At 68.3% G+C, this 14,495-nt stretch carries 14 protein-coding genes; 1 reads left to right on the top strand and 13 read right to left on the bottom strand.

What is annotated here, in order from left to right; translation table 11 throughout:
* Positions 1-27: 27 nt before the first annotated feature.
* On the top strand, positions 28-696 hold the full coding sequence (gene trhA / locus ABID97_RS07605) for a PAQR family membrane homeostasis protein TrhA (protein ID WP_354401695.1): 669 nt from the start codon (positions 28-30) through the stop codon (positions 694-696).
* A 311-nt stretch (positions 697-1,007) separates the two neighbouring features.
* On the opposite strand, the gene ABID97_RS07600 is transcribed toward trhA, so the two are convergent.
* From ABID97_RS07600 to ABID97_RS07540, 13 genes are all read right to left on the bottom strand, one after another.
* Positions 1,008-1,232, bottom strand: coding sequence for a SlyX family protein (locus ABID97_RS07600; RefSeq protein ID WP_354397916.1), 225 nt, complete (start codon positions 1,230-1,232; stop codon positions 1,008-1,010).
* Positions 1,233-1,259: 27 nt separating this feature from the next.
* The gene (locus tag ABID97_RS07595; protein ID WP_354397915.1) at positions 1,260-3,776 is read right to left on the bottom strand and encodes an ABC transporter permease; all 2,517 of its coding nucleotides are present in this window, start codon (positions 3,774-3,776) and stop codon (positions 1,260-1,262) included.
* A gap of 68 nt (positions 3,777-3,844) precedes the next feature.
* Complete coding sequence (locus ABID97_RS07590; protein ID WP_354397913.1) at positions 3,845-4,720, bottom strand: formate dehydrogenase accessory sulfurtransferase FdhD; 876 nt, start codon at positions 4,718-4,720, stop codon at positions 3,845-3,847.
* Positions 4,717-5,124 (bottom strand): hypothetical protein, encoded by a 408-nt coding sequence (locus tag ABID97_RS07585; protein ID WP_354397912.1) that lies wholly within the window; start codon positions 5,122-5,124, stop codon positions 4,717-4,719. Before ABID97_RS07585 ends, ABID97_RS07590 begins: the two co-directional genes overlap by 4 nt.
* Entirely contained in the window at positions 5,121-6,338 is a 1,218-nt protein-coding gene (locus ABID97_RS07580; protein WP_354397910.1) for a formate dehydrogenase subunit gamma, read from the bottom strand. The genes ABID97_RS07585 and ABID97_RS07580 overlap by 4 nt, the downstream gene beginning before the upstream one ends.
* 11 nt (positions 6,339-6,349) lie before the next feature.
* Positions 6,350-6,604: a hypothetical protein gene (locus ABID97_RS07575; RefSeq protein ID WP_354397909.1), complete on the bottom strand. Its 255-nt coding sequence runs from the start codon at positions 6,602-6,604 to the stop codon at positions 6,350-6,352.
* Positions 6,601-7,224 carry a formate dehydrogenase FDH3 subunit beta gene (fdh3B, locus tag ABID97_RS07570; protein WP_337308441.1) on the bottom strand — a complete coding sequence of 208 codons (624 nt, stop codon included), beginning with the start codon at positions 7,222-7,224 and terminating at the stop codon, positions 6,601-6,603. Before fdh3B ends, ABID97_RS07575 begins: the two co-directional genes overlap by 4 nt.
* Positions 7,225-7,233: 9 nt before the next feature.
* Positions 7,234-10,224, bottom strand: coding sequence for a formate dehydrogenase subunit alpha (locus ABID97_RS07565; protein WP_354397908.1), 2,991 nt, complete (start codon positions 10,222-10,224; stop codon positions 7,234-7,236).
* A gap of 13 nt (positions 10,225-10,237) precedes the next feature.
* Positions 10,238-10,471: a formate dehydrogenase gene (locus tag ABID97_RS07560; RefSeq protein ID WP_354397907.1), complete on the bottom strand. Its 234-nt coding sequence runs from the start codon at positions 10,469-10,471 to the stop codon at positions 10,238-10,240.
* Between the two features lie 109 nt (positions 10,472-10,580).
* The gene (locus ABID97_RS07555; RefSeq protein WP_354397906.1) at positions 10,581-11,198 is read right to left on the bottom strand and encodes a TorD/DmsD family molecular chaperone; all 618 of its coding nucleotides are present in this window, start codon (positions 11,196-11,198) and stop codon (positions 10,581-10,583) included.
* Entirely contained in the window at positions 11,195-13,333 is a 2,139-nt protein-coding gene (locus ABID97_RS07550; RefSeq protein ID WP_354397904.1) for a 4Fe-4S dicluster domain-containing protein, read from the bottom strand. Before ABID97_RS07550 ends, ABID97_RS07555 begins: the two co-directional genes overlap by 4 nt.
* Positions 13,257-13,910, bottom strand: coding sequence for a DUF3306 domain-containing protein (locus tag ABID97_RS07545; protein ID WP_354397903.1), 654 nt, complete (start codon positions 13,908-13,910; stop codon positions 13,257-13,259). The genes ABID97_RS07550 and ABID97_RS07545 overlap by 77 nt, the downstream gene beginning before the upstream one ends.
* The gene (locus ABID97_RS07540; protein ID WP_354397902.1) at positions 13,903-14,448 is read right to left on the bottom strand and encodes a DUF3305 domain-containing protein; all 546 of its coding nucleotides are present in this window, start codon (positions 14,446-14,448) and stop codon (positions 13,903-13,905) included. The genes ABID97_RS07545 and ABID97_RS07540 overlap by 8 nt, the downstream gene beginning before the upstream one ends.
* Positions 14,449-14,495 lie beyond the last annotated feature (47 nt).

Genomic DNA, 14,495 nt, shown 5'->3' with positions numbered 1-14,495 from the left:
CGACATCCCATGCCGTTGCAGCAAGCCATGCCGGTGCGCACCGGAAAGCAGGCCGCCGCGCCGCGCGACCAGACCACGCTGGAAGAAATCTTCAACGCGCTGAGCCACGGCCTCGGCCTGCTGCTCGCCATTGCCTCGCTGCCGATCCTGGTCTACAGCGCTGCGCAAAAGGGCCAGGCCGCGAGCATCGTCGGCGCATCGCTGTTCGCGGGCACGGCCATCGTGCTGTACCTGATCTCCACGCTGTACCACGCGTTGCCCATGGGCCGGGCCAAGGCCTGGTTCAACCGGCTCGACCACGCAGCCATCTACCTTTTCATCGCGGGCAGCTACATGCCTTTCCTGTTCGGCGTGCTGCGCGGGCCGTGGGGCTGGACGCTGTTCGGCGCGATCTGCGCCGCGGCCACGTTGGGCGTGGGCGCCAAGCTGTTCAACCGGCTGCAGCATCCGCTGTGGTCGACGGGGCTGTACGTGGCGATGGGCTGGATGGCGTTGATGGCGGCGGTGCCGCTGTACGAGCGCATGTCGGGCGCGGGGCTGGGGTGGCTGGTGGCCGGCGGGCTGTTCTACACGGCGGGTGCCGTGGTCTTCCTGTTCGACAACAAGGTGCGGTTCGCGCACTTCGTCTGGCACCTGTTCGTGCTGGCGGGCAGTGCTTGCCATTTCTTTGCGGTGCTCTGGCATTCGCACGGCTGATCTTTTTCAGGTCAGTACTGTTCGGGGCGCGCTGTTCAGGGCGCGCTGTTCAGGGCGCGTGCACAGGCCACCGGGTACTCCCCTCCGCGAATGTCCCCCGGCCTGCGGCCTCCTCCTTTATTTCGCTGCGGGGAGCACCCGGCACCCTGTGCACACCAAGCGCCGTCGTGGTGCTGGCTGATCAACGACTGCTCCGTACAACGCTCACGTCGATGGTGTGCCCTGCGCAGCGAAATAAAGGAGGAGGCCGCAGGCCGGGGGACATTCGCGGAGCAGGGCACGCCGTCGGCGGGAGCGCGCCCCGAAGAATCTCAGTAATGCGGCGGCAGTTCGTCGCGCAAGCTGCGCGCCGCCCCCTCCTGCCCCGCGTTCTGGCTCTGCAGTTTCAGCTGAGTGACCTGAAGAACGAGGCTGTCGATCTGCTGCTGCTGGCGGTAGATCGTCATGTTGAGCTGCTCCAGCAGGTCTTCGGCATAGCTCGACTTGATCTCGAGCTCCGTCAGCCGTTCCGCGAGTTCGTTCGGTGGATAGTCCATGCCGCTATTGGACAGGAAGATCCGCCCCTACTCCGCGGCCCGCCGCAGCGTATCCACGACCGGCCTGCGCAGCACGTCGCGCAGACCCCACCAGCCTGCCGACAACGCCAACACCGCGCCCGCGAGCGCACCGGCCAACGGCACGACCGGTGATGCCGTCCAGGTGAAATCGAACACATAGCGCGCCAGCCCCCAGCCGATGGCCGACGCCACGATGCTCGCCAGGAAGCCCGCGAGCAGGCCCACGCCCACGAGCTCCGCGCGCTGCACCTGGCGCAGCAGGCTCGCCCGCGCGCCCACCGCGCGCATCACGGCGAACTCACGCGCGCGCTCTTCGCGCGTGGCCGTGACCGCGGCAAACAGCACCACCAGCCCCGCGGCGAGCGTGAAGCCGAACAGGAACTCGACCGCGCGGATCACCTGGTCGAGCACGCGCTGCACCTGGTTGATGGTCGCGCTCATGTCCACGTTGGTCACGTTCGGATAGCTGCGCACCAGCGCGTTGTCGAAGCCGCGGGTCTCCGGCGCGCGGAACGCGCCCATGTAGGTCACGGGCACGTCGGGCAATGCGCCCACCGTGTACATCACGAAGAAATTCGCATGCATCGAACCCCAGTCGACCTTGCGCAGCGAGGTGATGCGCGCATCGTTCTGCATGCCGCCGATGTCGAAGCGAAGCAGGTCGCCGAGTTTCAGGCCCAGTGTCTCGGCCAGGCCCTCTTCCACGCTCACCTCGCCCGGCGCATCAGGCTTCCACGCGCCCGCCACGATGCTGTTGTGCGCCGGCGCCTCCACGCTGTTGCTGAGGTTGAACTCGCGGTCCACCAGCCGCTTGGCGCGGTCTTCCACGTAGTCGTCGGGCGACACCGGCTTGCCGTTCACGGCCACCAGCCGGCCGCGGATCATCGGATACCAGTCGAACTTGCCCACGCCCGCATCGCGCAGCGATTTCTGGAACGCGGTGCTCTGGTCGGGCATGACGTTGATGACGAAGCGGTTCGGCGCATCGGGCGGCGTGGCCTTGCGCCAGCTCGCCACCAGGTCGGTGCGCAGCAGCACCAGCAGCACCAGGGCCAGCAGGCCGACCGCGAGCGCGCTGACCTGCACCACCGCATAGGCCGGGCGCGCAGAGATCTGGCGCGTGGCCAGCACCAGCCAGCGCGGCGCGGTGGTCTCGTTGACGCTGCGGCGCAGCACCTTCACCGCCAGCCAGCTCAAGAGGGCGAACACCGCAACCGCGCCGGCGAATCCGCCCACCGCGATCAGGCCCAGCTTCAGGTCGCTGCTGGCCGCGATCAGCAAGGCCGCGAAGCCGGCCACGCCGATGCCCAGCACCGCGAGCGATGCGGGCTTGAGCCCGCCGACATCGCGCCGGATCACGCGCAGCGGCGGCACCCGGGCCAGTTGCAGCACCGGCGGCAGGCCGAAGGCGAACAGCAGCGTGAGACCCATCCCCAGGCCGAAGGCCACGGGCCACAAGGTGGCCGCGGGCAGCGCCGTTTCGACCAGCCCCGCGAGCAGCACCACGAACACGTAGTGCACGCCGAAGCCGATCGCCACGCCGAGGCTGCTGGCCACCAGACCGACAACCGCGAATTCGAACGAGTACGCAAAGGCGATGGTGCGCTGGCTCTGGCCCAGCACGCGCAGCATCGCGCAGTCGTCGAGGTGGCCCGCCGCAAAGCCGCGCGCGGCCAGCGCCACGGCCACTGCCGAAAGCAGTGCCGCGAGCAGCGCGACCAGGCTCAGGAATTTCTCGGCGCGGTCCAGCGTCTGCCGCATTTCGGGACGCCCGCCTTCGAAGGAATCGAGCCGCACGCCGCGCATCTCGCCCTTCTTGATCGTGGCCTCGGCCCAGTCGGAAAAGCGCTTGACGGACGCGTCGTCTCCCGCCACCGCATAGCGGTAGCCGACGCGGCTCGCAGGCTGGACCAGGCCGGTGCGCGGCACGTCGGCCTGGTTGAGCATCACGCGCGGCGAAAAGCTCATGAAGCCAGCGCCGCGGTCCGGCTCGAGCGTGATCACTCGGCCGACACGCAGGCTGGTGTCGCCCAAGAGAAGCGGGTCACCCACCTTGAGCCCGAGCGAGTCGAGCAGCGAGGCATCGACCCACACTTCGCCCGGCGGCGGAATGTCGCGCGTGACGGTGCCGGGCGCCTCGGCGCTGGCGGCGGTCTGCAGGCTGCCGCGCAGCGGGTAGCCCGCCGTCACCGCCTTGAGCGCCACCAGCTTGCTGGCGCCGCCCTGGGATTCTTCGGCGCGCGCCATGGTCGGGAAGCCGTAGGTGCCGGTGCCCTGCAGGCCGAAGGCCCGCGCCTGGGCAATGAAGGTGTCGGGCGTGGGGTTGTCGCTCACGACCACCGCGTCGCCACCGAGCAGTTGCCGCGCATCGCGCTGCAGGCCGCCCTGCAGCCGGTCGGCAAAGAAGCCGACCGCCGTGAGCGCGGCCACGGCCAGCAGCACGGCGACGATCAAGAGGCGCAGTTCGCCGGCGCGCAGATCGCGCCAGAGAGTACGCCAGCCAAGGCGAAGGGAGGCATTCATGGGCGAGACGATAGCCGACGCGCGGGCGCCGGCGCGTTTCAGGGGCTTAAGCCCGGGAGGACGCCGCCTCAGGCCGGGCTGCGGCGCGCGAGTTCCGGCTGCAGCACCAGCCGGTCGACGCCCGCGTAGCAGACGAAATGGCGGTTGGTCGCGCGGCCGATGGCGCACAGGCCCACGCGCGTCGCCACCTCGTGGCCCATCTGCGTGATGCCGCTGCGCGAGACCACGATGGGCACGCCCATCTGGGCCGACTTGATCACCATCTCGCTCGTGAGGCGGCCGGTGGTGTAGAACACGCGGTCGCCGGCCAGCGCACCGGGCGGCTGCATGGCGCACCAGCCCGCAATGGTGTCGATGGCGTTGTGGCGGCCCACGTCCTCCACGAAGCAGTGCATGGTGGCCTCGGTGCCGCCGGGCTCGAGCGTGAACAGCGCGCAGCCGTGCACCGATCCGGCCGACTTGTAGGTGCTCTCCTGGAGCCGGATGGCGTTGACCAGCGCATAGAGCTGCGCCTGCGTCATGCGCGTGGGCGGCAGTTCGAGCTGGTCGATGTCGGCCATCAGGTCGCCAAAGACGCTGCCCTGGCCGCACCCGGTGGTCACCACCTTCCTGGCGGTGCGCTCCTCGATGCGATCGATGCCGGCGTGCGTCTTGACGGCGGCGCCGCCCACTTCCCAGTCGACCGTGACCGACTCCACGTCGCTGGCCGATTCGATCAGCCGCTGGTTCAGCAGGTAGCCCAGCACCAGCAGTTCGGGCTGGGCGCCGAGCGTCATCAGCGTGACGAGTTCGCGCCGGTCCACGTACACCGTGAGATCGCGTTCGGCGGGAATGGACACCGTGCCGCGCGCCCCGTGCTCATCGACGACCTCGACCTCGCGCGTGAGCGCGGCGCGGGCCTGGGTGAGACGCGGGAGCGGCAGCGGCCCGACCGGCGTTGTCACTGCGCCTTCTTGGGCGCGGGATTGACGGCCGCGTCCGGCTGCGTGGTGCTGGGCGGGGACGTGGCCGTGGTGGCCGGCGAATGCGCGCCCGAAGCCTCGATGGGCTTGGCGTCCGGCGGCGCAAACACGAAGGGGCCGGGGTCGGTGCAAGGCGGCATCGCTGCTACGGGCGTCGGCGCCGGCTTGGCGGCCGAAGCAGCGGCCCGGTACCTGGCCACCACGCGGTCCTGCGCTTGGCAGAGCTTGTAGGCATCGACCTTGGCGGTCCACGCGGTCTTGGCCGCGGCCTCGGCGGCCTTGGCCTTCGCCTCCGGCGTATCGGGGGGCGGCGGGAGCTTGGCCCAGGCCGCTGGTGCGGACAGTGCGAGCACCAGCATGCAGAGATTCAACGACAGCTTTTTCATGAGGGCGTTCCTTCGGCGGGTATCGCGGGCCGTGCGGGCGGCACCGCCGATCCGGCCGGTACCGTGCGCTGCGCGGGAATCTTGCCCGCGGCGATATCGTCGTACCAGAGCTCGTGGTGCTCCCTGGCCCAGGTCTCGTCGACGTAGCCGGTGCGCATGGCCTTGTAGGCGCCCGACATGCCCAGCGTGCCGATGTAGATGTGGCCCATGATCATCGCCATCATCAGCACGGTGGCAACGCCGTGGATCATGTGCGCCACCTGCATCTCGCCGCGGGTATAGACGAAGCCGGGCAGCAGCTTGTCCAGGAAGAGCCCGGAGCCGATGACGAAGAGGCCGAGGAACAGCACGCCGCCCCAGAACACGATCTTCTCGCCCGCATTGAAGCGGTGCGACGGCACTTCGCGCCCGCCGAAGAGGCCGCCGAAGCGCGCGAGCCATTTCAGGTCGCCGGCGCGCGGCAGGTTGTCGCGGATGAAGGTGAACACCATGAACACGGTGGTCACCACGAACAGCGGACCGACGAAGTTGTGGACGTTCTTGAGCGCGTAGGCGATCCAGCCGAACAGCGTCAGGCCCATCCACGGCAGGAGGAAGAACTTGCCGAAGGCCATCACGATGCCCGAGATTGCGAGCGTGACGAATGCGATGGCGTTCGACCAGTGCGTGGCGCGCTCGAAGGGCGTGAAGCGCTCGATCTTGCGGCCGGTCTCCCTGCCGTGCAGGCCGATGGTGCCGCGGGTGAAGTAGAAGATGGCCAGCGCCAGCAGCGTGACGAACAGCAGCGCGGCGCCATACGGAATGATCCAGTCGTTGCGCACCTGGCGCCAGGCCTCGCCGGCGGTGGTGAGGCGGGAACCCGGGTACTGCACCGTGGGCTGGATCAGGTTGCCGGCCTCGGGCGCCTCGCTCTTCGGCAGGCTGCTGTAGCCGGTCGCACCCTGCCCCACCTGGCGCCACATCGGCGCGTTGTTGCCGGGCTGCACCTTCATGCGCTCGCCGTTGGACTGGTTCGGGTAGTTCGGGTCCTCGCTGGCTTCGGGCTTGACCTCGAAGATGTTCTGGCCCCGGATGGGCCCGGCGGCGGCCGGCGGCGTGGCGGCGGCAGGTGCCGCGGGCGCGGCCGTGCTGCCCGGGGCGGCGGGCGGTTGCGCCTGGGCGAACACCGTGCCCATTGCGGCAACAAGAACGAGAGCGGTCAGCGCTTGCTTCATGGGCTCTCCGTTCAGTTCTCTTTGTTGTATTCGTTCTGCCCGTTTTGCGTGCGGGTCTTGAGCTGCTGCTGCCAGGCAGTCTTGTCGCCGACCTTCCAGTCGGGCGCGATGAACACCGTGCCGGCGTTCTCCTTGGTGCCCGTGCCGCTCCAGGGCACGGCGTCGTGCTTCACGCCCTGTGCGTTGGTCTGCGGCTTCTCGCCGCAGCCCGCCAGGCAGGTTGCGGCCAGCGCAACGCCCACGGCAAGGAGGCACGGGCGCTTCACTTCTGCACTCCGTTCGCGGGCGGCTTGCCGGCCTGCTGCGAGCCGTAGGCGGTGCCCCAGCCCCAGACTTCGGCGCCCTTGCCGCGCTGGACCACGCGGGTGCGGAAGATGTCGGCCACCACGTCGCCGTCGCCGGCCAGGAGCGCCTTGGTCGAGCACATCTCGGCGCAGGCCGGAAGCTTGCCTTCGGCGAGCCGGTTCCGGCCGTACTTCTCGAACTCGGCTTCCGAGCCGTTGGCCTCGGGGCCGCCGGCACAGAAGGTGCACTTGTCCATCTTGCCGCGCACGCCGAAAGTGCCCTGCGAGGGGAACTGCGGTGCGCCGAACGGGCAGGCATACGAGCAGTAGCCGCAGCCGATGCAGACGTCCTTGTCGTGCAGCACCACGCCTTCGTCGGTGCGGTAGAAGCACTGCACCGGGCACACGGCCATGCAGGGCGCGTCGGAGCAATGCATGCAGGCCACCGAGATCGACTTCTCGCCCGGCACCCCGTCGTTCAGCGTGACCACGCGGCGGCGGTTCACGCCCCACGGCACTTCGTTCTCGTTCTTGCAGGCAGTGACGCAGCCGTTGCATTCGATGCAGCGTTCCGAGTCACAGACAAATTTCATTCGAGCCATGGTGCTTCCTTATGCCTTTTCCACATTGCAGACCGTGGTCTTGGTCTCTTGCATCATGGTCACGCTGTCGTAACCGTAGGTCGTGCCGGTGTTGATGGCTTCGCCGCGTACCACCGGGGCCGCGCCGGCCGGGTAGTAGCCGAGCATGTCGACCCCCTGCCAGCGGCCCGAGAAGTGGAACGGCATGAAGACCGTGTCGGGTCCGACGCGCTCGGTGACCAGGGCCTGCACGTTGAGCTTTGCGCCGGTGGGCGTGTGCACCCAGGCGCGCTCGCCGTTGCGGATGCCCTTCTCGGCCGCGACCTTGGGGTTGATCTCGATGAACATCTCCTGCTGCAGTTCCGCGAGCCAGGGGTTGGAGCGCGTTTCCTCGCCCCCGCCTTCGTACTCGACCAACCGGCCGGAGGTCATGATGTACGGGAATTTCTCGTGCACCTTGTCCGCGATGTTCCTCTGCTGCACGGTCTTGTAGAGCGTGGGCAGGCGCCAGAACGCCATCTTGTCGTCGTGCGTCGGGTACTTGGCCATCAGGTCGGGCCGATTGCCGTACAGCGGTTCGCGGTGCTGCGGAATCGCATCGGGAAAGTTCCAGACCAGCGCGCGCGCCTTGGCGTTGCCGAAGGGATGGCAGCCGTGGTTCTTCATGAACACGCGGATCATGCCGCCCGAGCTGTCGGTCTTCCAGTTCTTGCCTTCGGCCTTGGGCTTCTCGGCCTCGGTGAGCTCGTCCCACCAGCCCAGCTTCTTGAGCAGCACGTGGTCCAGCTCGGGGTAGCCGGTGGTGATGTCGGCGCCAAGCGAGTGCGAGCCGTCTTCGGCCAGGAGGTTCTTGCCGTCGCGCTCGACGCCGAAATTCGCGCGGAAGTTGCCGCCGCCGTCCATCACGTGCTTGGAGGTGTCGTACAGGTTCGACGACCCCGGGTGCTTGAGTTCGGGGGTGCCGAAGCAGGGCCACGGCAGGCCGAAATAGTCGCCGGTCATGTCGTAGCCGTTGACCTTGTCCTTGGTGCCGGCCTTGGCCTTGAGCGTGCGAACGTCGAAGGCGCCCATGTTGCGCATGTGGGCCTGCAGGCGCTCGGGGCTCTGGCCCGTGTAGCCGATGGTCCAGACGCACTTGTTGATCTCGCGCAGGATGTCGTCCGGCACGGGCTCGTCCATGCCCTTGACCTTCTGCATCTTGTAGTTCTTGCTGAGTTCCTTGCCGAAGCCCAGGCGATCGGCGAACTGCTGCATGATCATGTGGTCGCTGCGGCTCTCCCACAGCGGCTCGATGACCTTCTCGCGCCATTGCAGCGAACGGTTGGAGGCGGTGACGGAGCCGCTGGTCTCGAACTGCGTGCAGGCCGGCAGCAGGTAGACCGCACGTTTCGGGTTCTGGTCTTCGGGACGGCCGGGCATCGCGGCCATGGCCGCGGTGGCCGAGGGATACGGATCGACCACGACGAGCAGGTCGAGCTTGTCCATGGCGCGCTTCATCTCGAGACCGCGGGTCTGCGAGTTGGGCGCATGGCCCCAATAGAACACGCCGCGCAGGTTCGAGTCCTGGTCGATCAGCTCGTTCTTCTCGAGCACGCCGTCGATCCAGCGCGAGACCGTGATCCCGGGCTTGGTCATCATCGCGGGCGACGCGAAGCGGCCCTTGATCCATTCGTAGTCGACGCCCCATGCGGCCGCAAAGTGCTTCCACGAGCCGTCGACGATGCCGTAGTAGCCCGGCAGCGAATCCGGGTTCGGGCCCACGTCGGTGGCGCCCTGCACGTTGTCGTGGCCGCGGAAGATGTTGGTGCCGCCGCCGGACTTGCCGACGTTGCCGAGCGCCAGCTGCAGGATGCACGAGGCACGCACCATGGCGTTGCCGATCGTGTGCTGGGTCTGGCCCATGCACCAGACGATGGTGCCCGGCCGGTTCTCGTTGAGCCAGGTGGCCACCTTGAGCACCTGGGCCTCCTTCACGCCGCAGGCCTCCTCGACCTTGTCCGGCGTCCACTTGGCCAGCACGTCCTCGCGCACCTTCTCCATGCCGAAGACGCGGTCGTTGATGTACTTCTTGTCTTCCCAGCCGTTCTTGAAGATGTGGTGCAGCACGCCGAACAGGAACGGGATGTCCGAACCCGAGCGGATGCGCACGTATTCGTCCGCCTTGGCCGCCGTGCGTGTGAAGCGCGGGTCGACCACGATCATCTTGCAGCCGTGCTCCTTGGCGTGCAGCATGTGCAGCATGCTGACGGGGTGGGCCTCGGCGGCGTTGGAGCCGATGTACAGCGCCACCTTGGCGCCGCGCATGTCGTTGTACGAATTGGTCATGGCGCCGTAGCCCCATGTGTTCGCGACGCCTGCGACGGTGGTCGAGTGGCAGATCCGCGCCTGGTGGTCGCAGTTGTTGCTGCCCCAGAAGCTCACGAACTTGCGCATCAGGTACGACTGCTCGTTGCTGTGCTTGGACGAGCCGATCCAGTAAACCGAGTCGGGACCGCTGGCCTGGCGCAGGTCTTTCAGCCGGGCGGTGATCTCGTCCAGCGCCGTGTCCCAGCTGATGCGCTGGTACTTGCCGTCGACCAGCTTCATCGGATAGCGCAGCCGGTATTCGCCGTGGCCGTGCTCGCGCAGCGCGGCGCCCTTGGCGCAATGCGCACCCAGGTTGATCGGCGAGTCGAACACCGGCTCCTGGCGCACCCACACGCCGTTCTCGACCACCGCGTCGGAGGCGCAGCCGACCGAGCAGTGGGAGCACACGGTGCGCTTGATCTCGACCTTGCCCGCGCCCACCGCGGTGGGCCGCGCGTCGCCGGCCGCCTCGGCCTTGCGCATCAGCGTGAGCTGGCCCGCGGCCAGGCCCACGCCCACGCCGAGTCCGGAGCGCCGGAGGAAGGCGCGCCGGTCCATGGTGGGCAGCGCACCCGAAAGGCCGCGCCGCAGGCTGTGAATGAACGCGGAAGACGACTCGCGTTCCCCCTGCCGCGAAGCACTGTTCGCGGGGGCTGTTTTCTTGGTCAACAACATCGTGGGTTCCGCCTCAGGCCGAAGCGGTCTTGTAATAGTGCTTGACGTGTTCGCTCAGCGAATAGCCGCCGCCCTTTTCAGGCGCGGGCTTTGCTGCTGCGGGCGCGGCCGCTTCCACTTCGGCGGGCGCGGAGACCACCTTGGGGAGCACCGAGACCGCGGCAACCGCGGCACCGGCACCGGCGGCACCTAGAAAGAAACCTCGACGCGAGGCCGGCTTGGTGCCGGCCGCTTGGCTGTCCTGCATGTGATCTCCAGGAGTGGCTGGGGGGCAAACCAGATATGAACTGATTTACATACATCTCGATACTAGTCTAGACCCTTATTCCCGACAATCGGGCTATTCCATAAGACGCTCATCCGAGCATGTCGAATCCCTGGACTTCGACCTCTGCGAAGGCGCGGGTGAAGCCCGCGAGGGACGCATAGAAATGCGCTTTCGGGTGCTGCGCCACCGCATCGCAGAGCGTCGGCAGCCACGACTGCAGATGGGCGGCGAAAAAAGCCTGTTGCTGTGCAAGGTTGGCCACCGCTGCGTCGTCGCCGGCAATAAGGTAGCGCATGACTTCGAACAGGCAGGCGACATGGTCTTCGCTCTCGGACACGGCGTCGCCGCGCGCGAGGCCGAGGCGGGCGAGGTCGGTGCGAAGCTGCGCCAGGGGCTTGTCGTTGAGGAAGCCGCTCAGGTAGTGCGACCCGAACAGGTAGACCTCGGGCTTGCCCATGCCGCCGAAGAGCGCGTCGTATTCGGCATGCGCGGCGGCGGCATCGGTGGCGCGCGCCGTGCCGACCAGCTGCCGCCAGGGCTCCTCGAGAAACGCGCCGGCCGCGGGCGCCTCGGTCGGCGCCACGCCGAAGGCGCCGAGCAGCTCGGCATCGGGCGCGCCGTACCAGAGGCGGGCGAGCAGGCCGTAGACCTCGGCGCGGGCAATTTCCTCGTCGAGCGCCGAGGTCATTGGAGGAAATTCGCTCATAGCTGCGTGATCTTCATTTCGTTCTGCGCGCTGTACAGGTCGATCACCCGGCAGTCGCTGCACATCTTGAGCCGCTCGAGCGCCTCGCCCTGGAACATGGCATGGCCCGCGAGCTTGCCGAGCATCGCCTCGATGGCTTTTTGCGTTCCGAACGGTTTGCTGCAGCGGATGCACGCCCAGGGCTTGGCCTCGTTGAGCACCACGGGTTGCTTGCGCTCGGGGCCGGCCAGGAGGCGCGGCACGAGTGCGATCGCGTTCTCGGGACAGGTCGTTTCGCAAAGCCCGCACTGCACGCAGTTCTTTTCGATGAAGCGCAATTGCGGCGCATTCTGGTTGTCCTGCAGCGCGCTCGCGGGGCACGCGCTCACGCAGGCCAGGCACAGCGTGCAGCTGTCCTTGTTGACCGTGATGGCGCCGAAGGGCGACGCCGGGGGCAGCGGAATTGCCAGCGGCGCGGCCGCATCGTTCGCCGGGGCTGCGAGCGCGGGCGCCTGGGCCATCAGGTGATCGAGCGTCATCTCGAGCGTGCCGCGCTTCTCGGCGCCGACGGCAAAGCGCGCCGCACTGGCGGGCACGCGCTGCCGCGTGGCGCGCAGGCCGGCCAGGGCCGCGTCCAGCGTGGCCGGCGTGGTGGCCTCGATCAGGTGAAAGTGCGTTCCGGTGTAGCCGAGGCCGGTGAGCAGCGCCTGCGCGACAGCCATCTGGGTCCTGAGCGCATCGAGATACTGCGGCGCTTCGTCGCCGGTGGACAGCACCGCCACCTGCGAAGCGCCGAACGCGATGGCGCTGAGCCACAGATCGATGCCGGTGCTCGCGACATGCATCAGCGCCACCGGCAGCACGTGCGCCGGCACGCCGCCGAGCCCGTCGCGGTGGCCGCGCCCCAGTTGCGCCGCGCGGCCGAGCTGCTCGACGAGCGCCTGGCCGGCCTCCTCGCTGTGCAGCAACACCGCGGCATCGCGGCCGCCGGCCCCCGTGTAGGTGGCGAGCAGCGTGCGCAGCTTGCGGCCCTGGTCGGGCGTGCGCGGGTAGGTGTAGCCCAGCGCACCGGTCGGGCAAACGGTGGTGCAGGCGCCGCAACCCACGCACAGCTGCGGGTTCACGACGATGCGCTGGCGCTCCTTGTCGCTCGAGATGGCATGCGCCGAGCAGACCTCGACGCAGGCATTGCAGCCGACCACTTCGTTGCGGCTGTGGGCGCAGAGCTTCTGCTTGTAGTCGAAGAACTTCGGCTTCTCGAACTCGCCCACCAGCTCGCGCAGGCGCAGCAGGGTCGAAAGGCCTTCGGCATGCGCGAGTCCGCCCGCGAGGTGGAAATAGCCTTGCGGCGGCGCATGCCAGTCGATGAGCGGTTCGGCGCGCAGGTCGAGCACCAGGTCGAACCGCGCGTCGAGCGCTTCGGGCGCGCGGCCGAAGTGGATGGCGCCGGCCACGCTGCAGGCTTTCTCGCAGTCGCGGTGCGAGGTGCACTTCGCCATGTCGATCTGGTAGTCGAGCCCGATCGCCTGTTCCGGGCAGGCGCCCAGGCAGGCATTGCAGCGCGTGCACAGGTCCAGGTCGATAGGGTTGTCCCGCAGCCACTTGAGCGAGAAGGCGCCGAGCCAGCCCTGGAGCGAATCGATGCGCCCGGCCATCACGGGCCAGCGGCGTTCCTGCGCCCCGCCGGCAGCACCGGGACCGGTGGAAAAGATCGACACCTGGAGCGTGTCGGCCACCAGCGCGGCGGCCTTCTCGGCCTGGTCGAGCAGGCCGACGATCAGGAGCCGGCCCTGGCTCGCGTAGCTCACGGTCGAGACCGGATCGGGCTCGGGCAGGTGGGCCACGGCCAGCAAGGCGGCGATCTTCGGGCTCGCGCTCTTCGCGTCGCGGCTCCAGCCGCCGGTCTCGCGGATGTTGACGAAGCGGATCGGCGAGGTCGCGCCCTCTGTCTGTTCGGCCAGTTCGGTGAAGAGCTTGCGCTCCTGCGTGCAGGCCACCACCACCTCGTCGCCCGAGCGGATGGCGCGCTGGAAAGCAGGCGCCTCGCGGCGGCACAGGGTGGAGTGGAGAGGCAGCGGCTCAGCCAGCGCCGCGCCGAGCGTCTTCGGCTCGAGCGGCATCGTCTGGTTGCAGTCGCAGATCAGCGTTGTGGTCATCGGTCGTGTGGCTTGCGGGTTGCGCATCGGCAACCTGCTGGCTGGGGAGTTCCCCCGGAGGCTCGGACTGTGCCACGTCCGGGGGCTCGGCGCCGTGCGGGGTTTCCGGGGGTCGGACGGCGCTTTGGTTGGCTTCGGTTTCTTCCTCGTCGTCGAACAGCTTGAGGAACTTGGCGCTGGCCATCTGGCGCAGCACGCTGTCGGGGATGGGCGTCGACTGCGAATAGTCGTCGATGTAGGTGTCCAGGCCGTCCATCACGTTGAACTGCGGATCGGCAAAGAGTTTCCTGAGGGCCGCGTTCTTGACCTCGGGCGCCACGTTCCTCGCCACGAACGGCCGGAAGTCGGACTCGGGCGTGAGCGCCTCGGCATCGGCGAGCGTGGGCGGGGGCATTTCACCCGGGATTTCGGCGACAACGCCGTCGGCGGCAAGGCCCGGAACCGCGGGCAGCGGCGGCGTGGATCCGGCGCCTGCGACGGACGGTTCGGCTTCGTCCGGTGCAGCAGGCGCGGCCGGGAGCTCCTCGCGCGCCTCTTTCTTGCGCCGCGACCAGCGGTCGAAAAAATTCTCAGGCATCGCCAGCGCCGCTCCCGCGTTTTTTCTCGGTCGACACGCTCGCCGCGTTGCCGAAGCGGTCGACCAGCGGGCGGAAACTCTCGGGCCGTTTGCGGCGCTTGGGCTCCATCACGTAGTGCGCCTGCACGAAGCCGCGCATCCACTCGATCACCTCTTCGGGCGCGGGCACCTGCTCCACGGTTTCCTGCGCGTCGAGCCAGCGGCCGGCTTCGTTGTAGCTGAGGCTCACCACCACCGGCCGGGCCAGCGGCTCGTCGGCGATGCTGGGGTTTTCCTCCATGCGCCACAGCACGAACCAGCAGGGCGCGGGCGTGGTGGCATTCAGGTGGTAACCCTCCACGTCGTCGCGGAACAGCTCGGTCTTGAGGCCCGGATGCAGCCAGCGCTGCGCGCTGTCGCTGGCTTCCAGCAGGCGCGGCTCGGTGCCGAAGCCCGGCTGGTCGGGCCCGACGCTCTCGAGAATCCAGCGCCAGGATTGCCAACGGCTGTCGACGCGCTCGCGGCGCATCACGACGGCAACATCGATGGAAGGATTCATGCGGCGATCGTAGCGCCGCCGCAAGCCGCTCTTGCGCCGAGGGTCAT

Origin of the sequence: Variovorax sp. OAS795 (assembly GCF_040546685.1) — a bacterium.
GTDB lineage: Bacteria > Pseudomonadota > Gammaproteobacteria > Burkholderiales > Burkholderiaceae_C > Variovorax.
The sequence above is the reverse complement of the archived record's forward strand: the minus strand, read 5'-3'. Positions and strand labels throughout refer to the sequence as shown.